Genomic DNA, 19963 nt, shown 5'->3' with positions numbered 1-19963 from the left:
ACGTCCTTAAGATAACGCGCGAAATTTCCGGATTGCGCAAACGCGGGTAGCGATGTTCCATCACAACGGAGATGGCGCAGATGCTGACCCAGACACTCAAAACCCCGGCGATCAACACCCAGATCGGTGGCAAGATTGCCCCTGCCCACACCGTTTCCGACCAGTTCGGCGCGATCACCGGCCATGTCGGCCTCGTCGCCACCGAGTTCTCCTACCGCAAGGACGAGGAGATCTATGGCGAGGACGAGCCTGCCGAATATGTCTACCAGGTCGTCTCGGGCGCGGTGCGCAGCTACAAGCTTCTCTCCGACGGTCGCCGCCAGATCGGCGCCTTCCATCTTCCCGGCGACGTGTTCGGCCTCGAATCCGGCGCCACCCACCGCCTCGCCGCCGAGGCCATCATCGACACCAATGTGCGCCTCGTGAAGCGCGCCAGCCTCGAGAAGGCCGCCGGCACCGACGTGCAGGTCGCCCGCAAGCTCTGGGCCATGACGGCGTCCGAGCTGCGTCACGCCGAAGACCACATGCTGCTGCTCGGCCGCAAGACAGCGATGGAGCGCGTTGCGACCTTCCTGCTCGAAATGGACCGCCGCCTCGCGGTTGCCGGCATGATGGCGCTGCCGATGTGCCGCCGCGACATCGGCGACTATCTCGGCCTCACGCTCGAGACCGTGTCGCGTGCGCTGTCCCAGCTTCATACCCAGGGCATTCTCGGCTTCTCCGGCGCCCGCCAGATCGTGCTGCGCAACCGCCAGCGCCTGCACAATCTCGACGCCTGACTTTCTTCCTCCCTGCCTACTTGGCCGGCCGAAGTCCTTCAGCCGGCCATTTCTTTGGTCACGGTCATGCCGGTGCGCCGGGTCTCCGGCATCACGAGCAGGATCAGCAGCAGCCCCGTCGCGGCAACGCCGGACAGCCCGATGAAGGCCGTGGCGTTGCCGAACTTGTCGCTGACATAGCCGCCGAGCGCCGTGCTCAGCGACGCGCCGATGCCGGTCGCAGTGCCGACGATGCCCTGCGCCAGGTTGAAATGGCCGCTGCCGAAGGCGACGTCGGCGACGATCAGCGGAATCATCACCGCGAACACCGCCGCGGTGATGCCGTCGAACACCTGCACCGCGACCAGCAGATAGGGATCGCGCACGGTCGCGAACAGCAGACCGCGAATCGTCAGCGCGCCGAATCCGATCAGCAGCAGCGGCCGGCGGCCCCAGGCTTGCGCCTTGCGCCCGACGGTCGGCGACAGCAGCGCCACGATCGCCTGCGGCACGATGATGCAGGCCGCGACCAGCACCGTCGCCCACTGGCTCGACCGCGCCGTCACCGCGCTCGCCATCAGCGGCATCATCGCCGCATTCGCGAGCTGCAACAGCAGCACGCTGAGGGCGAAGACGATCAGCGGACGCTGCCGGATCAGATGCCAGACATTGGTGTCGCCGCGGTCGGCGGCTTCCGGCGGCATCTCGCCGTGACAGCGCCTGATGTCGACCTCCTCCTCGCGGATGCGCGACAGCGCGATCAGGGTCGGGATCGCGAGCAGGAAGGTGACGAGGAACACCGAGCGGCTCGACAGTAGATATCCGGCGGTGCCCATCACGGCAGCGGCGACGCCGTTGCCGAGCGAGGCAAACCGCGCGTTGCGGCCGAGCCGCTCTCCGATCGCGAGCGGACCGACCAGGCCGAGGCTGATCGCCGCGATCGCCGGCCCCAGCACGCAGCTCGCCATCGCATGCAGGGTGGCGGCCGTCACCACCACGGCGAAGACCGGCATCGCGGCATAGGCGAGCGCGCAGGCGCCGATGGTCGCGATCGCGAGCGCTGCGACCAGCCGCTCGGATTTCGCCGCATCGATGATCGCGCCGCCCGGCATCTGTCCGATCAGGGCGACGATGCCGCCGATCGACAGCACGAGGCCGATCTCGACCTGGGTCCATTTCTGCGTCGTCAGGTAGACCGCGATGAAGGGACCGAAGCCGGTCTGCACGTCGGCGAGGAAGAAGATGAACCAGTCGAGGCCGCGCAGGCTCTGACGCGACGGCGCCGGAATGCCCATAGGCGGCGGCGCGGCGACGTTGTCCGGTTCAACGTGGCCATCGCGATCTGCATGGTTCGGCTTCCTGGACAACAGCACAGGCGGTCAGCCCTCCCGGCACCTCACTGGATCGATTGCAGCGGTTGAAGGCTGCCGGACGCGCCGAGCACGACCATCGGCGTGTCTTCCTTGTATTCCGGCGCTGCCGCGACCTGCGCCTTGGTCAGTTCCAGCGTGATGCTGTCCTTCTTGTTGGCGATCTTGCCGAACCGCATCGCGTTCCAGTCCACCACGATCTTGCGGCTGCCGACGCCGAGGAAGCCGCCGAAATCGATCACCGCCGCGCGCACGTGCCCGTCCCGGTCGACGATGACATCGACGATGCGGCCCATGTCCTCGTCCGCGGCGCTGCGCACGTCGCGGCCGAGCACGCCATGTGCATCGCTCGCGCCGATGATGGTGACCGACGGCGGCGGCGCGGCATCTTTTGGCGTCACAGGCACGGTGGAAGCCGGCGGCTGAGCCGTCGCCGGCGCATTCGCTTCACTGGGCGGAGCAGTCGGAGCCCCTGCAGGCAACTCCTCCGCAGCGCGGGATACCGCGACCGTCAGGCCTGCGACGATCGCGCTCAGGACTAACCATCCGGCCGCACGCATAACACCCTCCTCACCGCGCGCCGCTAGCGCGCCAGCACGATCGAGACCTGGATCTGGCCGCGCGTGCGCAACACCTCCAGCGCGACGTCGTCGCCATGGCGGCTGACGCGCAGATCCACGCTGGAATCGCCGAGGCGCAGGTCGTGCAGGATGACCTCGTTCAGGAACGCCGGCAGATGCGGATTGCGCAGGCGAATCTCGCCGCGCGCCACGTCGAACTCGATGCCCAGCGCCGCCTCCAGCAGCGTGAACGGCGTCGCGCTGGCCCAGGCCTGCGGCGCGCAGGCGACCGGATAGAGCGTCGGGCCGCGCCGCTTCTCGCGCCGGAAACCGCAGAACAATTCGGGCAGCCGGCGCAAATCCATATAGGTGGCGGCGTCGAACAGTCCCTTGAAGACATGCGCCACCGAATGCTTGAGGCCGTAGCGCGCGAGACCAAGCGCGATCAGCGCGTTGTCGTGCGGCCAGATCGAGCCGTCGTGATAGGACATCGGGTTGTAGCGCACCTCGCCGACAGCGACGGTGCGGATGCCCCAGCCAGAGAAGAAATGCGGCCGCATCAGGTCTGCGGCGACGAGACGGGCGCGGTCCTCCCGGATCATGCCGCTGAACAGCACCTGCCCGGCATTGGAGGTCCGCACCTTGCAGGGCCGCTTCTTGCCGTCGAGGGCCAGGGCGTAGGTGCCGAGCTCCTCGCACCAGAACGCCTGCTCGAAGCGCTCGGCCAGTGCCTTGGCTTCGGCCTCGAACTTGCGCACGAGGTCCGGCTTGCCGAGGCGCAGCGCGCACCGCGCCGCCAGCTGCTTCGCCATATAGACGTAGCCCTGGACCTCCGCGAGCGCGATATTGCCTTCCGCGAGCTGGCCGTCGGCATGGAAGATCGCGTCGTAAGAATCCTTCCAGCCCTGGTTGGCCAGCCCCTTCTCCGTCGCGCGCTGGTATTCGACGAAGCCGTCGTGGTCGGGATCGCCGGGACCGTCGATCCAGGCGAGCCCCGCCTCGATCGCGGGCCACAGCTCGATCAGGGTCTTCACGTCACCGGTGCGCTCGAAATAGCTGCCGGCGAGCAGCACGAACAGCGCGGTGGAATCGACGCTGCCGTAATATTGCGCGAACGGCACCTCGCGCAGCGCCGCCATCTCGCCGCCGCGCATCTCGTGCAGGATCTTTCCGGGCCCGGCATCGGCCAGCGGATCGATCGCCCTGGCCTGGAAATGCGCGAGCCGCCTGAGCACGCCCTTGGCGATCCGCGGATCGATCCACAGCATCTGCAGCGCGGTGATCAGTCCGTCGCGCCCGAAGGTCGTCGAGTACCAGGGAATGCCGGCATAGGGATAGCGGCCCTGCGGCGTCTCCGTCATCAGCATGTTGAGGTCGGCCATGGCCTGGCACAGCACCTCGTTGAAGATGTTGTTGGAGGTCTCGATGCTCGCCGCGCCCATGGTCGACTGCCGCATCTCGCGGCGGTGGGCGAGCAGGCCCCTGAAGAAGCGCGCCGGCTTCTCCGCGATCGGCCGGTTGCACGACGCCGCCACAAACAGCGATTTCGACTGGTGCGGATCGAGCTCGAGCTGCCAGGTGGCGGCATTGACCGAAAGCCGCGTCGGACGCGGATCGAAATGCAAACCCGTGGTGCGCTCGCAATCGTCGAGACCGCGATATTCGAACAGCACGTCGGTCGGCCCGAGCAACCGGCTCGTACCGGTCCCGCGGCGCGGGCGCCGCTCGCCGCGGACCTCGAACAGATCGGCGAAGTCGTTGTCGAACAGCAGCGTCAACTCGAAGCTGGCAGGCCGGTCGCCGTGGTTCTGCACGCCGATGCGCTGATAGGCGGTGCCGCGCCACAGGAAGACCGTGCGCACGATGTGCAGCAGGTCCTTTTGCAGCACGAGGCTGCCCTCGCGGTAGATGTCGGGGTTGGTGAGATCGACGGTCAGCGCCGAATTGTCGTCGCGCAGGTTGGAGCCGAGCAGCAGCGGCTGGAGATCGTCGAGCACGAGCTCCAGCCGCGCGAGATAACGGGTGTCGTGGTGAAACAGCCCGTCCGGCCCGCCGGCCGATGCGCCGATGTCGCCATGACTGTCGAGCACGATGAAGGTGTCATCGTGCTTGAGCGAGCGTCGCGGTCGCGCCGACGGCCCCGTCATCGGGATATAGAAGGGCTGCTCCACGACCTGCTCCACGGTCCGCGTCACAGAGACGAACTTGGTGACGACTTCGGATGCCATGAGCTGCTCCCCTGCGCTTGTTTCGAGACGCAACCAACGCGAACGCGACCGTCGGGCCTACGCGGCGACTTTCGCGAGCCGGCTCATCTCCTGCGTCACCAGCTCACGGTAGGGACCGTGGCCCTGCATCAGGCGGTCGGGCGCGCCGTCCTCGATGATCCTGCCGGCCTTCAGCACCACCACGCGATCGAAATTGCGCAGGGTCGCGAGGCGATGCGCAATCGCAACCACGGTGCGGCCGCGCATCAGGCGTGTCAACGCCTCGCGGATCGCCTCCTCGGACTCGCTGTCGAGCGCGGCCGTGGCCTCGTCGAGCAGCAGGATCGGCGCGTCCTTCAGGAAGGCGCGCGCGATTGCGATGCGCTGGCGCTGGCCGCCGGACATCTTCACACCGCGGTCGCCGACCATGGTGTCGAGGCCCTCGGGCAGGCTCTCGACGAAGTCGCAGCGCGCCGCGATCGCCGCGCGCAGCACCTCGTCGTCGGTCGCGTTCGGCCGCCCATACCGGATATTCTCGCGGATCGAGCGATGAAACAAGGAAATATCCTGCGGCACCACCGAGATCGCCTCGCGCAGGCTCAGCTGGGTCACCTTGGAAATGTCCTGACCGTCGATGGTGACGCTACCCTCGTCGACATCGTAGAAGCGCTGAAGCAGCGTGAACAGCGTCGACTTGCCGCCGCCGGAGTGGCCGACCAGGCCGACGCGCTGGCCGGGCTGCAGCCGCAGGCTGAAGCGCTCGAATATCTTCTCACCGCCGGGATAGCCGAAGGTGACGTTGTTGAACGCGATCGCGGCGCCGCTCTTGACCAGGGGGCCGGCCTCGGGATGGTCGCGCAATTCGTGCGGAACCAGAAGCGTCGCAATCGCCTCGGTCAGCCGCGCGACGTGCTGGGTGACGTCGACCAGCGCCACCGCCAGATCGCGCGTCGCATTGAGGATGGAGAGGCCGAGCGTGCATACCAGCACGACGTCGCCGGTGGTTGCCTCACCCTGCTGCCAGAGCGTGATGGCCCAGGCCATCAGCGCCACGGTCAGGACAACGGTCACGCCGGCATGGGTCAGCCGCAGCTTCTCGAGATAGCGCAGGCTGCGGCCGCGCGCGGTGAGCTCGCGATTGACGGTGGCATCGAACCGCTCATGCTCATGGCTGATGCCGCAGAAGGCGCGGACCAGCGGCATGTTGCTGATGACGTCGATCATCTCGCCGTCGACGACAGCCGCCTTGTCGGCGAAGTCGTCGTGCAGCGGCTTGCCGGCGGCGGCCAGATGGAACATCGCGATCACCATGCCGCCGGCGATCACGATCAGGCCGAGCGCCATGTAGGGACTGACGGTTCCGATCAGCATGATTGCCGCAATTGTGGCAATGCACGGCGGCAGGACGTTCCAGACGAACATGTTCTCGACCGTGAACACCGCGTTCGAGGTCGCGGTGATGCGGCTCGTCAGCATGCCGGGCATGCGATCTGAGAAATAGCTGGGCGCGTGCCCGGTCAGATGGCGAAAGATGTCGCGCCTGAGATCGCCGGTGACGCGAACGAAGGTAAAGCTCGCGGTCCAGCTCGCGATCCGCCATAGGAAGTTGTCGGCCGCGATTAGTGACATGAGCAGAAGGAATGCCAGCCATACACTGCCGCCATGCGAAGTTCCCGCCGACAGACTGTCGACCAGGGATTTGACGCCGTACTGCGTGCCCACGGAGCAGGCAACGGCCGCCACGACCGCGGTCAGAATCACGAGATGTGAGGCGAGGCGACGCCTGAGATAGCGCAAGACAAAGGCAAATGGCCTGCGCGCGTATCCAGAAAGCTGATCCATATGGCTATCGCCCCGTCGTTTTTGGTTTTTCAATTTGTACTGATCGACTTGAACATCGACCGCTTCGTCCCGGTTCCCGGGCTTGTGATCACGACATGCGGATGCGGACGATCTGCGAAGATGTCATGGCATCATCGCGACCAACGCCCAACGTGTCGAATAAGTAACGTTCGGGAGAAGGAACTTCGCAAGTGCGGGAACGTTCCCTTCGCTGGCATTGCCGGTGCCGTACAGGCGGGGGTTTCAACATCCATGATCGCAGAGGAGAAGGTGAGATGCGCATCGCGCAGGTAGCTCCGTTGACGGAGGCTGTTCCACCCAAGCTGTATGGCGGCACTGAGCGGGTGGTGCATTGGTTGACGGAAGAGTTGGTAGCCCTGGGACATGACGTGACGCTGTTTGCCAGCGGCGACTCGCAGACATCTGCAAAGCTCGATGCATTATGGCCGCGGGCGCTTCGCCTCGACGGTTCCGTACGAGACCCCAACGCCCTGCACATGGTGCTCCTGGAGCGCGTGCGGCAGAAATGTGACGACGAGGAGTTCGACTTCCTCCACTTCCATCTCGATTACTATCCGTGGTCGCTGTTTCACCGCCAGCCGACACCGTTCGTGACCACGCTGCACGGCCGGCTCGACCTGCCGGAGCATCAGCCCGTCTTCCACACCTTCTCCAAGATGCCTGTCATCTCGATCTCGAACGCGCAGCGGCGGCCGGTGCCGCAGGCGAACTGGGTGACGACGATCCACCACGGCCTGCCGGAGAACCTGCTGACGCCGAAGCCGGTGAAACAGGAATACCTCGCCGTGCTCGGCCGCATCGCGCCGGAGAAGGGCGTCGACCGCGCCATCAAGATCGCGACCCATTGCGGCATCCCGCTGAAGATCGCGGCCAAGGTCGATCGTGCCGACCAGGACTATTATGACGAGCTGATCAAGCCGATGATCGAGAACAATCCGTTGGTGGAGTTCATCGGCGAGATCAGCGATCACGAAAAGTCGGACTTCCTGAGCGGCGCGCTTGCGCTTCTACTGCCGATCGATTGGCCGGAGCCGTTCGGCCTCGTGATGATCGAGGCCATGGCCTGCGGAACGCCGGTGATCGCCTTCAATCGCGGCTCGGTGCCTGAAATCATCGACGAGGGCCTGACCGGTTTCGTCGTCGAGGACGTCATCAGCGCCGCCGGCGTCGTCAAGCGGCTTCCGCAACTGAGCCGCGCCGCGATCCGCAAGCAGTTCGAGACGCGCTTCACGGCGCGGCGGATGGCGCTGGACTACCTCGCCGCCTATCGCAGCCTGACCGAGGAGCAGGCACCGCGGATCAAGCTGGTCAGCAGCGCGGAGTAAGTAGACCCCCCAAAGGTGTCGTCCCGGACAAGCGCGCCCAAAGCGCGCGCCGATCCGGGACCCATAGCCACAGGGCGTAGTTTGGCGAAGACTCGGAGTGACCAGTTTCGTCCGACAACTTCTCCCTGGGGTTATGGGTCCCGGCCTTCGCCGGGACGACACTGAATGTGTGGTCCCTACCCCACCCCCGCCCGCTTCGGCTCGACGATCTCGAACATCCTCGGAAATTCGTCCATCAATCCCATCAGTTCGGCGAGCTTCATCGGATTGCCCGACAGCTTGACCTTGCCGGCAGCGACCGCCTCCGGAAAGCTCGTCAGCTTCGCGATGACTTCATCGAGCGTCGCGCGCGCCAGCGTGAAGCTGGCATCCGCGCCTTCCGCCTGCACGCCCTCGGCATAGGTCAGCGCGCAATTCTCCAGATTGAGCACGAAGGTCTCACCGGTGTCCGAAAAGCTCCAGTTCAGCACGATGTGCTTTCCTTCCGCCTTGGGGCCGTTGAGGCGGATGCCGAGCACGTCCCAGAGCTGCGAGGTGCGCAATGCGGCCAGCGTCTCGCGCGGCATCGGCGGGCGCGGCGGCGTCTTCGGCATGCCCTGGCGCAATTCCTGGGCGCCGAACAGATAGGCGTTGCGCCAGGTCGAGCTCTCGGCGGCATAGCCGAGCTGCTCCAGCGTATCGGCGAGCAGGCTGCGCGCCGCCGCATTGTCCGGCTCGGCGAAGACGAGATGGCCGAGCGCCTGCGCGACGAAGCGGAATTCGCCCTTGTCAAAATCCGCCCGTCCCCGCGCGAGGATGGCGTCCGCGCCGCCCATATACTCGACATACTTCTTGCCCGACGCCACCGGCGGCAGCGGATCGAGATTGACCGGATTGGCGTCGTACCAGCCGAGATATTTCTGGTAGATCGCCTTCACATTGTGGCGGATGTGGCCGTAATAGCCGCGGCCGTGCCAGGCGCCCTCCAGGCTCTTCGGCAGCTGGATCGTCTCGGCGATCTCGGCGGCGTTGAGGCCATGGTTCATCAACCGAATGGTCTGGTCGTGCGCGAACTTGTAGAGATCGCGTTGCTGGCGGATCATCGTGCCGATGCGCTCAGCTCCCCACACCGGCCAGTGGTGCTGGCCGCACATCGCCTCCACCTTGCCGTCCCACAATTGCAGCGCCTCGCCCAGATATTTGGACCACGCCAGCGCATCGCGCACATCGGCGCCGCGGAACGGCAGCAAATTGTGGAAATTGTGCGTGCAGTTCTCAGCTAAGTTCAAGACCCTGTAGCGCGGGATGAAGAAGTGCATCTCCGCCGGCGCTTCGCTGTTCGGCGCCATCTGGAATTCGAATTCGACGCCGTCGATCACGCGCTTGTCGCCGGTCGCCATGATCAGATCGGTCGGTCGCAGCAGCGCAACGCCGCCTGCCGCCATCGACTTGCCGAGTCCGTTGTCGACCTGCCCCCGCGTTCCCTTGGCAAGGAACGGCCCGAACTGATACTGCGCCCGGCGCAGCATCGCCGGGCCTGCGATGATGTTCTCGGAGACCGCGTGCTCCATGAACAGGTTCGGCGCGATGATCGGCACGCGTCCGGTCGCGAGCGCATCCTCCTCCAGCACGCCGCGCGCGCCGCCCCAGTGATCGGTGTGGGTATGCGTGAAGATCACGGCCGCGACCGGCTTGAAGCCGCGATGCCTGAAGTAGAGATTGAGCGCGGCGCGCGCGCCCTCGATCGACGTCAGCGTGTCCACGACGATGACGCCACTGTCGCCCTCGATCAGCGTCATGTTGGCGATGTCGAGCCCGCGCACCTGGTAGACGCCGGGCACCACCTCGAACAGCCCATGATGCATGTTGAGCCGCGCCTGCCGCCACAGGCTGGGGTTGACCGTGGGCGGCGCCTGCTCAGTGGACAGGAAGCCGTAAGGCTTCAGGCTCCAGACCGTCCGGCCTTGCGACGTGGAGATCTCCGCGTTGTCGATCGTGCCGAGGAATCCGCGCGCGGCATCGTCGAAATCCCGCGTGTCGGAAAACGGCAGCGCGTTCAGCATCGCATCATGCTGCGCAATGATCGACGGCGTTGCGTCCTTGGGTTCGTTGCTGGATGCGTCTGTCATTTTCTGCTTCCTCCCGGCCTGGCGCGATCATCTAACCGCATCTCGCGGTCGATTGCTATCGCTGGCGGAAGGACAGAAGCAACGGCGCCCTCTTCCCTTCTCCCCTTGCGGGAGAAGGTGGCGCGAAGCGCCGGATGAGGGGCATGTCTCCGCGAACTAGACGAGAGTTGAGCGAGCGGAGAGAACCCCTCACCCGTCTCGCGCTATGCGGCGATCCACCCTCTCCCGCAAGGGGAGAGGGTTTCAGAGTTCGCCGCTACATCCCCAGCAGCCGCGGCAGCCACAACGACAGGCCCGGCCAATACGTCACCACCACGAGGAATCCCAGCATCGTCAGCAGCCACGGCCACACCGCGACCGTGAGCTCGGTGATTCCCATCTTGGCGATGCCGGAGGCGACATAGAGGTTGAGGCCGACGGGCGGATGGCACAATCCGACCTCCATGTTGACCGTCATCAGGATGCCGAAATGAATGGGGTCGATGCCGAGCTTGATTGCGACCGGAAACAGGATCGGCGCCATGATCAGGATGATCGAGGATGGCTCCATCACGTTGCCAGCCAGCAGCAGCAAGAGGTTGACGACCAGCAGGAAGCCGATCCAGCCCAGGCCCTGGTCGATCATCCATTGCGCCAGCGCCTGCGGCACGTTCTCGTAGGTCATCAGGAACGAGAACAGCACGGCATTGGTGATGATGTAGAGCAGCATCGCCGAGAGGTTCGCCGACGACAGCAGCACCCGCGGCACGTCGCGCAGCTTCAGATCCTTGTAGATGAACACCGCGACGATGAAGGCGTAGACCGCGCTGACGGCGGCGGCCTCGGTCGGCGTGAACAGGCCGCTGTAGATGCCGCCGATCACGATCACGATCAGCAGGATGCCCCAGATCGACTTGCGGAAGGCGTCGAGGCGCTCCATCAAGGTCGCCTTGGGCATCCGCGGATAGTCGTTGCGCCAGGCGCGATAGAACGTCGTCATGCCGAGCAGCGTGGCCAGCGCAAGCCCCGGCACGATGCCGGCGATGAACAGCTTGCCGACCGAGCTGTTGGTCGAGACGGCGTAGAGCACCATCGGAATCGACGGCGGAATGAGAATGCCGAGCGAGCCCGACGTCGTGATCACGCCCGCGCCGAACCGTTTCGGAAACCCTTGCGCCACCATGGCGGGCAGGATCACCGAGCCGATCGCCACCACGGTGGCCGGCGACGAGCCGGAGATCGCGGCGAACAGCGCGCAGGCCACCACGCCCGACAGGGCGAGACCGCCGTACCAATGACCGACCAGCGCGGTCGCGAACGCGATCATCCGCCGCGCCACGCCGCCATGGGTCAGGAAGTTTCCGGCGAGGATGAAGAACGGGATCGCCATGATCTCGAAATTCTCGATGCCGGTGAACAGCTTCAGCGCCACCGATTCCGTGCGCACGTCGGTCAGCGTGAACATGAAGCTGAGCACGGTGAGACCGAGCGCGATCGAGATCGGCATGCCCGTGAGCATCAACGAGAGCAGGAGGGCGAACACGATGGCGACGCGGAGGCCTTGCGGCAGCGTGATCACGTGGCCCGCATGCGCGAAGCACAAGGCGACGATCAGGACCGGCAGCAGCATCAGGATCCAGCCGAGCGGGCTGCGCTCGTCGCGGACGACCTGGCTGCGCGTGACCGGCGCCGGATGAACCGGATCAGCCTCGACGCCTTCGACACCGGCCATGTCGTGATGTGGCAGCTCGCCGGTGCGGTAGAACGCCCAGGCGACCTGCAGGAAGCGGAAGCACATCAGGCCGGAGCCGAGCGGGATCGTGAGATACACCATCCACATCGGTGCTTCGAGGTCGTTGGACTGCTGGCCGGTCTGCCACATCTGGCCGACGAAGGCGGCGCCGAAATAAGCGACGATGGCGGTGAACAGCGCGCCGCACAGCAGGCCGAAGGTGATGACGCGCCGGCGCGACCCGCCGGGAAGGATGTTGACGAGCACGTCGACGCCGACATGGATGCCGGTCCGCACGCCATAGGCCGCGCCGAACTTCGCCATCCAGATGAACATGTAGATGCAGAGTTCCTGCGCCCAGGACAGGTCGAGCGAGGCAAGCCAGGTGAACGCGGCGCGCGCGGGCACGGCGAGGAAGGCCAGCTGTCGGGCTTCCGCCCATTTGGCGATATCGATCGACAGTCCCGCGCCGTAACGGTGCAGCACCGCGACGAAGATGAGCGACGTCGCGGCCGCGATCAACGTCGCGATCAGCCATTCCTCGAGATGATCGAGAAAACGATTCAGCACACGCAGCAACTTGGTCCCCCCGGTATTGGTTCGTCCATTCAAGAGCGAAACGGCCGGGAGTGCGATCACCCCCGACCGTTGGTGTTGTTCTCAGCAGGGCGCGGCCGTCAGTTCATCTTGACGTCGAGTTCCTTGGCGACGAGGTCGAGCACTTCCTGCCCGACCCGGCCCTTCGCCCATTTGTAGGTCGGCTGCATCGCCTCCTGCCACGCTTTGCGATCGGCGTCGGTGAGGTAATGCAGATTGGTCTTGCCCATCTTCTTGATCTCGGCCAGCGCGTCCTCGTTCTCCTGGCGCGCGATCGAGTTGGTGTAGTCGGTCGCCTCGTTCATCGCCTTGTCGAGCTGGGTGCGGATATCAGGCGGCAGGCCCGACCAGAATTTCGAGTTGACGATGACGGCATATTGCAGATGGGCGTGATAGGACACCGTGATGTCCTTCTGCACCTCGTAGAATTTCTGCGTCAGATAGTTCGACGCCGTGTTCTCGCAGCCGTCGACCACGCCGGTCTGCAGCGCCTGGTAGACTTCGGAGAACGCCATGATCTGCGGGATCGAGCCCACCAGGCGGAAATACTGATCCGCAACCTTCGATCCCGAGATGCGGAACTTGAGACCCTGGAAATCCGTCGGCTTCGTCAGCGGACGATTGGCAGAGACCATGTGGAAGCCGTTGTCCCAATAAGCGAGCCCGGTGATGCCCTTGGCCTCGAGCTTCTGGAACAGCCACTTGCCGATCGTGCCCTTCATCGCATTGGAATAGGTCACATCGTCCTTGAACAGCCAGGGCAGGTCGAGCGCCTCGAATTCCTTGATCCCGAGCGGCGCGAATTTCGCGGTCGATGGCGCGAGCATATGCACCGAGCCGAGCTGGAGCGCCTCGATCTCCTCCTTGTCCTTGTAAAGCGTGGAGTTGGGGTAGACCTCGACCTTGACCTTGCCGTCAGTGTATTTCTCGGCGAGTTCCTTGAACTTCAGCGCGCCCTTGCCCTTCGGCGTGTCATTGGCGACGACGTGGCTGAACTTGATGACGATAGGGCTCTGGGCCTGTGCGATGGCGGGGGCCACGAGAATGGCCGCGGCGGCAACCGCAAGGAGCAGCTTGCGCATGAAGAACCTCCCAACAACCTCTAAAACCGGGTCTTTTTTGTTTTGCAGTCCGGTTTGGCATTGTCAGTAGTGGCAGCAATCCGCCACCCGAACAACTAGACCTAAGCCCAATTTGCCGCAGCCAAGCTATCTTGACGACTGCTCGTGACGCAACCCGGCATCCGCTGCCGTCCCCGGCAGCGAGCGCTTATGTCGCATTGCGGCAATGCCATCAGCCTCTGCGCTGGGCAACGATGAACAGACGCCGGAACGGGAACAGCGTCTGCCCCGCCGCATTCTTCGGATACGCATTCGCGACACGCATCCCATAGGCCGCTTCGAAAGCGGCCTTCTCCTCGCCCTCGAGAACGTCGAGATAGCGCGTCAGCCACGTGCCCTTGGTCCATTCCTTCACGGGGTTCTCGCCTTCCAGCACTTGCAGATATTCGGTCTCCCAGATGTCGATATTGGCCGACATCGGCGCGAGAAGATCGTGATAGAAGGCCGGCCCCTCGACCGGCGGCGGGGTGACGAGATGCTCGACCTTGGCGCGCCAGGGACCGTCAAGCGCCGTCTCGCCGATCAGCACATGCGAGGGCGCGAGAAAATTGCGCGGCATCTGCACCGCAAGCATGCCGCCGGGCTTCACCTTCTCCATCACTGACGGGAAGAGTGCCGCATGATTGGGCAGCCAGTGCAGTGCGGCATTGGAATAGATCAAGTCATATTGCTGCGCCGGACGCCAATGGCCGAGGTCCTCATGCGACCATTCCACGCCAGGCGCGGCCTTGCGGCCGGCGGCAACCATCTCGGCCGAGCCCTCGACGCCGGTGACGGTCGCCTCCGGCCAGCGCTCCTTGATCAGCTTGGTGACGTTGCCGGCGCCGGCCCCGAGATCGGCGATCGCACGCGGGGCAAAATCGGGAATCCGCATCAGGAGGTCGACGGCGGGCCGGAGCCGGTGGCCGGAGAATTTCAGATATTGCTGCGGATCCCAGACCATCGTTCCAGCCTTTTCTTTTTCGTGTTTCCTTCAACGTGGCTCTTGGTTACCACTGCTCGTCCCGCTCAGGCAATTCGCATGGCCCGCGGGACGGGCAGGAAACGAGCAGCAACAAGCAAGAGCAAAAGCAAATAAGAGAGCGTGTAACCATGGACCTCGGGCTCACATCGAAAACCGCTGTCGTGACAGGCGCGAGCATCGGCATCGGCCGCGCCATCGCCAAAGGCTTGGCTGCCGAAGGCGTGCGCGTCGTCGGCGTGGCGCGGCGCACCGACCTGCTTGCCGAGCTGGTGAAGGAAGTCGGCTCCGGGTTGATCACGCCATTCGAGCAGGACGTGATGGCCAAGGATGCAGCCGAGAGGATCGCCGCCTTCGCGGTGAAGGAGCTCGGCCATGTCGACATCCTCGTCAACAATGCCGGCGGCAGCCGTCCCCTGCCCGTCGATGCCCCCGACAGCAAATGGGACGAGGCGATCGCGCTGAACTTCACCAGCTACCGCCGCATCGCGCATGCGCTGCTGCCGCAGATGATCGAGCGCAAATGGGGCCGCATCGTCAACATCACCGGCAAGTCCGAGCCCGAAGGCCTGAACGCCGCCTTCGCCGCCAAGGCCGCCGTCCACGCCTGGGCCAAGGGCCTGTCGCGCGAGATCGGCGAGCACGGCATCACCATCAACTGCATCCCGCCCGGCCGCATCATGAGCGAGCAGATCCGCCGCAACTATCCGCCTGACTATCGCGAGCGCTTCGCCGAGGAAGAGATCCCGGTCGGCTATTGGGGCGAGCCGGAGGACCTCGCCGCGCTCGCGGTGTTCCTGGCCTCACCGGTGGCGCGGTACATCACGGGCACGGTGATCCCGGTGGATGGCGGCTTGCGGCGGTATCAGTTCTAGGAGCGCAGGTTCTTGATGCGCGTCCGAAATATTGCTGCGTCGCCGAAGAGTGGAAGCATCGACAACGTTGATTTGCGTCAAGGGCCGGTCATTTGCAAAGGCTGTCGATGATGACGTTCTAGACTTGCGCCGTGACGGTCCGCATGACGACCGGCCTTTGGAGTGAGCGCGGTGAGCGGTTGGACGCGTTGGGTGCCCGGCATCGATACACTTCGCCACTACGAAGCTGATTGGCTTCGGCACGATGTTTTCGCGGGTCTCGTGCTGGCGACCATGCTGGTCCCGGTCGGAATTGCCTATGCCGTGGCGTCGGGCCTGCCTGGCATCCACGGCCTCTACGCAACCATCGTCCCTCTTCTGGCCTACGCGGTGTTCGGTCCGAGCCGCATCATCGTGCTCGGCCCAGACTCGGCGCTGGCAGCCGTCATCCTCGGCGTCATTGTTCCGTTGTCCGGCGGTGATCCGGCCCGTGCCGCAATGCTTGCCGCCATGATGGCGCTCGTTTCAGGAGCTGTGCTCATTGTGGCGGGCATCGCGCGGTTGGGGTTCGTGACCGAGCTCCTCTCCAAGCCGATACGGTACGGCTACATGAACGGGATTGCGCTGACCGTCCTGATCAGCCAGCTGCCGAAGCTGCTCGGCTTCTCGATCGAGAGCCAGGGACCGCTGAGAGACCTGTGGGCGATCGCCAGCGGGATCGCCGACGGCAAGATAAATTGGGTCGCATTCGCAGTCGGACTTGGCACGTTGATGGTCATCCTGCTGCTCAAGGACAGCAAACGACTGCCGGGAATCCTGATTGCCGTCGTGGGCGCGACCCTTGTCGTTGCACTGCTCGATCTCGGAACTGGTCATGGCGTGAAGGTCTTGGGGCCACTTCCTCAAGGTCTGCCGGCCTTCTCCATTCCCTGGATCGGCTATGGCGATCTGGTTTCGGTCGTGGCCGGCGGCTGCGCCATCGCTCTGGTCTCGTTCGCCGACACCAGCGTGTTGTCGCGAACCTATGCGGCTCGATTGGGCGACAAGGTCGATCCGAACCAGGAGATGGTGGGTCTCGGCGCGGCCAACCTCGCGACCGGCTTTTTCCAGGGCTTCCCGATCAGCAGCAGCTCCTCGCGTACGCCCGTTGCCGAGGCCGCCGGCGCGCGCACCCAGCTGACGAGCGTCGTCGGCGCGCTCGCTATCGCGTTTCTTCTGCTGCTTGCGCCGAACCTGTTGCAGCACCTGCCGAATGCCGCATTGGCGGCGGTGGTGATCGCAGCCGCGATCGGCCTGATCGAGATCAGCGACCTCAAACGAATCTACCGGATCCAGCGCTGGGAATTCTGGTTGACGGTGCTGTGCTTCGTGGGCGTGGCCGTGCTCGGCGCGATCCCGGGAATCGGCCTCGCCATCGCGGTGGCCATTGCGGAGTTTCTGTGGGACGGCTGGCGTCCGCACTCCGCCATTCTGGGGCGGGCGCACGGCGTCAAGGGCTATCACGACATCACGCGATATCCCGATGCCCGCCTGATCCCCGGACTGGTGCTGTTCCGCTGGGATGCGCCGCTGTTCTTCGCCAATGCCGAGTTCTTCAAGGAGCGAATTCTGGCCGCGATCGAGAAATCGCCAACACCCGTGCGCTGGCTGGTCGTCGCCGCCGAGCCGGTCACGAGCGTCGACGTCACCGCATGCGATACCGTTGCCGAACTGGACGAGGCGCTGCACGCCAGGGGCATCGAGCTCTGCTTTGCCGAGCTCAAGGATCCCGTGAAGGACAAGCTGAAGCGTTTTGGCCTGTACGCCCAGGTCGGCGAGGCCCAGTTCTTTCCGACCATCGGCTCGGCCGTCTCGCGCTACCTGGAAATCAACAACGTCGAATGGGAGGACTGGGAGGATCAGGTCGAGGTTGATTCGTAAGATGGTGGAGCGCAGCGAAACCCGTCGACAATGCCCGCCGTAAAACCCGATGGGTTTCGCAAGTGCTCCACCTATCCCACGCGCTGACCGAACTTCAACGAGAGATCCGCCAATTCAGCGTCGGGCCAGCAGGTGACATCGATCGCACAGCAAGAGACCGCCCGAAGGCGGTCTCGCACGCGGGAGAGAAGGCGCTCCGTCAAAGTTCAACCTGGATGGCAACGTTGGAGCGTACCCAATCCGATTGCCCGGCCTTCAGCCGCTTGGCTTGAAATTCAACAAAAGCCGGATCGGCGCCCAGCGACGCCAAGGTGCGGCCATAAGCTTCTACACTATCGAAGCGAGCGACGAAGGCGTAGTTCCCGACCTCGCCGCCGATCACCGACCAATAGCTGACATCGGCGCCGTGCTTCCTCCAGAGTGTCGCGCCGTCTTTTGCCAGCTGTAGGACGGTCGCAAGATCGCTACCGGGTCTTGGATGCGAAACGAACTGCATAATGACTGCAGGCATATTCCCCTCCAATAAAAAATAAGAATGATGGCGCCAGATGACCCGGCTGGTCATTTGGCCCGAGGAGAATTCCAAGCAGTGCACGCTCGAGCTTGATCTGGATCAATTCAATTTTCCGAGCCTGACGGCAGTCTGCCCGCCCTTGCGCTGAATGACGGCATTGCATGGAGATCGCCCATGATGGAGCAGCGCAATCGCGTTGTTCAGGTCAGCCGCTTCGGTGATCCCGAGACACTGGAGGTCGTCGACGCCCACCTGCCGACCGCTGGCCGCGGCGAGGTGCGCGTTCGCGTCCTCGCGTCGAGCCTCAATTATACCGAAGTGTTGATCAGGCGGCATCTCTACCCACAAACGATGCGCCTCCGTCCGCCATTCGTGATGGGCTACGATGTGGTGGGAGACATCGATCAGCTCGGCGAAGGCGTGCGCGACTTTCAGATCGGCGACCGCGTGGCCGACATGACGGTGGTCGGGTCGAACGCCGCTTATCGCACGCTTCGGGCCACCGACCTGACCCGGGTGCCGGCAGGCGTGGACGCCGCCGAAGCGGCCGCGCTGATCTTGAGCTGGACGACCGCGTACCAACTTCTGCACCGCGCGGCCGAGGTCCAGCAGGGCCAGCGCGTTCTCGTTCATGGGGCTGCCGGCGCGGTCGGCCAGGCGCTGCTCGTGCTCGGGAGACTGGCCGGCCTCGAGCTGTGGGGCACTGTACGCAGCGAGCACATGGCGCTCGTCCAAAAGCTGGGGGCAGCGCCGATCGACTACCAGCACGAGGACTTCACGCGGATTCTGCCGGGCGGGTTCGACGTCATCGTCGACGGTGTCGGTGAAGACGGCTATCGCCGCTCATACGCGGCGCTCAAGCCAGGCGGCCTGCTCTGTGCCATCGGCTTCTCGGCGAGCGTGCAGGCACAGCGTCGAATGCTCCCGATCGTGATGGAGATCGCGCGCCTGTATCTGTGGAGATTGTTGCCCGGCGGCAAGCGAGCCCGCTTTTACTCGGTCAATGCCATGCGGGCGCGACATCCCACCTGGTTCAAGGAGGACCTGGAGCAACTGTTCGGGCTTCTGGCAAGTGGTGCCATCCGGCCGCGCATCGCCGGGCGAATCTCCTTCGAGGAGGTCGCCGATGCTCACCGACGCCTCGAGGCCGGCGGTCTCGAGGGCAAGCTCGTACTTTGCCCTGATCTCTCCTCGCGACACAGCCGGCGCGCCGCCTGACGCGACCGGCGGCTGGCGATAATATTACGATGAGGCCCTCGACTTCTGGCGCCCGAGGCGTCAGCGACGCTCTGAGCTAAAAGTCACCCACGGGCCATGAGCGGCAGTCGAACTCAGTACGTGCTCTTGGTCCGGTGAACCATTGATAGCTGATATCCCGACGGCAGCTCAGGCCAACTCCGGACATTCCTTGGAGCCGCAGTCCTCCGCTCTTGACGGTATGCCGATCGGGTCTTCAGACGAAACCGCCTGTTTCTCAAGCACCTCAGGTGGCGTAGAATGCAGTTGCCGTTGAAGCGGGATGTGCCGAAGTCGCCGTTCGGGACGAACGAGCAGAACTAATGCTGTCGGCAGGTACGCATCCTTAAGAGACCGCCCCTTTTTCGGTCTCGCATGACCATTCACAGTCCAAGAATGCGTGAGCCGCTTCTGCGGCGCCGCGTTGCAGTAACTTCAGGAGAAAGCGATGAGCAAGATCAATCGAAGGTCTGCATTGGGAATCGGGTTGGCCGCGGCTACCGCCGCCGTGATGAAGCCCGCCTCCGCTCAAACCGCGGGCTACAAGGATACGACGCCGTGGCCAGGAGTGGTGGTGCGTGAATACGAGGGCGAGACACCATCCCTCATCCCCGGTTTCAAGACCGTCTCGATGCGCGACGTCATCATGCAGCCGGGGTCGAAGACCATGGGCCCCCCGATGATGAATGCCATGGTTTGCCACATCACCGAAGGGGAGCTTCGGCTCGATCAGGAGGGAAAGGTCTTTACGGGCAAGAAGAACTTTGTCTGGACCTGCAACAAGGACACGAAAGAGCAGGCGTACAATGACGGAAACGTGGTCGCAATTATGAGGATCACGGACCTAAAAGCTTAAGG

At 64.4% G+C, this 19963-nt stretch carries 15 protein-coding genes and 1 pseudogene; 6 read left to right on the top strand and 10 right to left on the bottom strand.

Annotation, left to right across the window (positions count from 1 at the left end; genetic code table 11):
• Positions 1–80 precede the first annotated feature (80 nt).
• Positions 81–779, top strand: coding sequence for a helix-turn-helix domain-containing protein (locus XH79_RS30305; protein WP_212343469.1), 699 nt, complete (start codon positions 81–83; stop codon positions 777–779).
• A gap of 38 nt (positions 780–817) precedes the next feature.
• On the opposite strand, the gene XH79_RS30300 is transcribed toward XH79_RS30305, so the two are convergent.
• Genes XH79_RS30300 through XH79_RS30285 form a run of 4 tightly spaced genes read right to left on the bottom strand, consistent with a single transcriptional unit; the run spans position 818 to position 6737 of the window.
• A complete protein-coding gene (locus XH79_RS30300) occupies positions 818–2131 on the bottom strand; it encodes an MFS transporter (protein ID WP_271584007.1) in 1314 nt (437 codons plus the stop codon).
• A gap of 23 nt (positions 2132–2154) precedes the next feature.
• Complete coding sequence (locus XH79_RS30295) at positions 2155–2688, bottom strand: PRC-barrel domain-containing protein (protein ID WP_271584006.1); 534 nt, start codon at positions 2686–2688, stop codon at positions 2155–2157.
• A 23-nt stretch (positions 2689–2711) separates the two neighbouring features.
• Complete coding sequence (locus XH79_RS30290) at positions 2712–4916, bottom strand: amylo-alpha-1,6-glucosidase (protein ID WP_271584005.1); 2205 nt, start codon at positions 4914–4916, stop codon at positions 2712–2714.
• Positions 4917–4973: 57 nt separating this feature from the next.
• A complete protein-coding gene (locus tag XH79_RS30285) occupies positions 4974–6737 on the bottom strand; it encodes an ABC transporter ATP-binding protein (RefSeq protein WP_212343465.1) in 1764 nt (587 codons plus the stop codon).
• 275 nt (positions 6738–7012) lie between these two features.
• Between XH79_RS30285 and XH79_RS30280 the strand changes: the two genes are divergently transcribed.
• Positions 7013–8083, top strand: coding sequence for a glycosyltransferase family 4 protein (locus XH79_RS30280; RefSeq protein ID WP_212343464.1), 1071 nt, complete (start codon positions 7013–7015; stop codon positions 8081–8083).
• Positions 8084–8259: 176 nt separating this feature from the next.
• Here the strand turns inward: XH79_RS30280 and XH79_RS30275 are convergent, their stop codons facing one another.
• From XH79_RS30275 to XH79_RS30260, 5 genes and pseudogenes are all read right to left on the bottom strand, one after another.
• Positions 8260–10191, bottom strand: a complete 1932-nt coding sequence (locus tag XH79_RS30275; protein WP_271584004.1) for an alkyl/aryl-sulfatase — start codon at positions 10189–10191, stop codon at positions 8260–8262.
• Positions 10192–10447: 256 nt separating this feature from the next.
• A complete protein-coding gene (locus tag XH79_RS43160; RefSeq protein WP_333938913.1) occupies positions 10448–11740 on the bottom strand; it encodes a TRAP transporter large permease in 1293 nt (430 codons plus the stop codon).
• A gap of 210 nt (positions 11741–11950) precedes the next feature.
• Positions 11951–12310 (bottom strand): annotated as a pseudogene (locus XH79_RS43155) (TRAP transporter small permease); the annotation flags it as partial.
• Between the two features lie 269 nt (positions 12311–12579).
• Positions 12580–13581, bottom strand: coding sequence for a DctP family TRAP transporter solute-binding subunit (locus XH79_RS30265; RefSeq protein ID WP_271584003.1), 1002 nt, complete (start codon positions 13579–13581; stop codon positions 12580–12582).
• Between the two features lie 211 nt (positions 13582–13792).
• A complete protein-coding gene (locus tag XH79_RS30260; protein ID WP_271584002.1) occupies positions 13793–14563 on the bottom strand; it encodes a methyltransferase domain-containing protein in 771 nt (256 codons plus the stop codon).
• Between the two features lie 149 nt (positions 14564–14712).
• Between XH79_RS30260 and XH79_RS30255 the strand changes: the two genes are divergently transcribed.
• Together XH79_RS30255 and XH79_RS30250 are read left to right on the top strand one after the other, a co-directional pair.
• Positions 14713–15456, top strand: coding sequence for an SDR family NAD(P)-dependent oxidoreductase (locus XH79_RS30255; RefSeq protein WP_271584001.1), 744 nt, complete (start codon positions 14713–14715; stop codon positions 15454–15456).
• Positions 15457–15627: 171 nt separating this feature from the next.
• Positions 15628–17355, top strand: a complete 1728-nt coding sequence (locus tag XH79_RS30250; protein WP_271584000.1) for a SulP family inorganic anion transporter — start codon at positions 15628–15630, stop codon at positions 17353–17355.
• A 199-nt stretch (positions 17356–17554) separates the two neighbouring features.
• On the opposite strand, the gene XH79_RS30245 is transcribed toward XH79_RS30250, so the two are convergent.
• Positions 17555–17920: a hypothetical protein gene (locus XH79_RS30245; RefSeq protein ID WP_271583999.1), complete on the bottom strand. Its 366-nt coding sequence runs from the start codon at positions 17918–17920 to the stop codon at positions 17555–17557.
• 123 nt (positions 17921–18043) lie between these two features.
• Here XH79_RS30245 and XH79_RS30240 point away from each other — a divergent pair, with 123 nt between their 5' ends.
• Complete coding sequence (locus XH79_RS30240) at positions 18044–19087, top strand: medium chain dehydrogenase/reductase family protein (RefSeq protein WP_271583998.1); 1044 nt, start codon at positions 18044–18046, stop codon at positions 19085–19087.
• 466 nt (positions 19088–19553) lie between these two features.
• Positions 19554–19961 (top strand): hypothetical protein, encoded by a 408-nt coding sequence (locus XH79_RS30235; RefSeq protein ID WP_212343455.1) that lies wholly within the window; start codon positions 19554–19556, stop codon positions 19959–19961.
• Positions 19962–19963 lie beyond the last annotated feature (2 nt).

It is taken from the genome of Bradyrhizobium sp. CCBAU 45389 (assembly GCF_028128625.1).
Lineage (GTDB): Bacteria > Pseudomonadota > Alphaproteobacteria > Rhizobiales > Xanthobacteraceae > Bradyrhizobium > Bradyrhizobium liaoningense_B.
Note: the sequence above shows the minus strand (reverse complement) of the source record. Positions and strands in the feature narration are given on the sequence as shown.

What these genes read in the sequence shown, in the direction of transcription:
- XH79_RS30280 (WP_212343464.1), top strand. Translation starts at nt 7,013, where the DNA reads ATGCGCATCGCGCAGGTAGCTCCGTTGACGGAGGCTGTTCCACCCAAG.
- XH79_RS30285 (WP_212343465.1), bottom strand. Translation starts at nt 6,737, where the DNA reads ATGGATCAGCTTTCTGGATACGCGCGCAGGCCATTTGCCTTTGTCTTG.
- XH79_RS30275 (WP_271584004.1), bottom strand. Translation starts at nt 10,191, where the DNA reads ATGACAGACGCATCCAGCAACGAACCCAAGGACGCAACGCCGTCGATC.
- XH79_RS30260 (WP_271584002.1), bottom strand. Translation starts at nt 14,563, where the DNA reads ATGGTCTGGGATCCGCAGCAATATCTGAAATTCTCCGGCCACCGGCTC.
- XH79_RS30235 (WP_212343455.1), top strand. Translation starts at nt 19,554, where the DNA reads ATGAGCAAGATCAATCGAAGGTCTGCATTGGGAATCGGGTTGGCCGCG.
- XH79_RS30255 (WP_271584001.1), top strand. Translation starts at nt 14,713, where the DNA reads ATGGACCTCGGGCTCACATCGAAAACCGCTGTCGTGACAGGCGCGAGC.
- XH79_RS30240 (WP_271583998.1), top strand. Translation starts at nt 18,044, where the DNA reads ATGATGGAGCAGCGCAATCGCGTTGTTCAGGTCAGCCGCTTCGGTGAT.
- XH79_RS30245 (WP_271583999.1), bottom strand. Translation starts at nt 17,920, where the DNA reads ATGACCAGCCGGGTCATCTGGCGCCATCATTCTTATTTTTTATTGGAG.
- XH79_RS30295 (WP_271584006.1), bottom strand. Translation starts at nt 2,688, where the DNA reads ATGCGTGCGGCCGGATGGTTAGTCCTGAGCGCGATCGTCGCAGGCCTG.
- XH79_RS30290 (WP_271584005.1), bottom strand. Translation starts at nt 4,916, where the DNA reads ATGGCATCCGAAGTCGTCACCAAGTTCGTCTCTGTGACGCGGACCGTG.
- XH79_RS30265 (WP_271584003.1), bottom strand. Translation starts at nt 13,581, where the DNA reads ATGCGCAAGCTGCTCCTTGCGGTTGCCGCCGCGGCCATTCTCGTGGCC.
- XH79_RS30305 (WP_212343469.1), top strand. Translation starts at nt 81, where the DNA reads ATGCTGACCCAGACACTCAAAACCCCGGCGATCAACACCCAGATCGGT.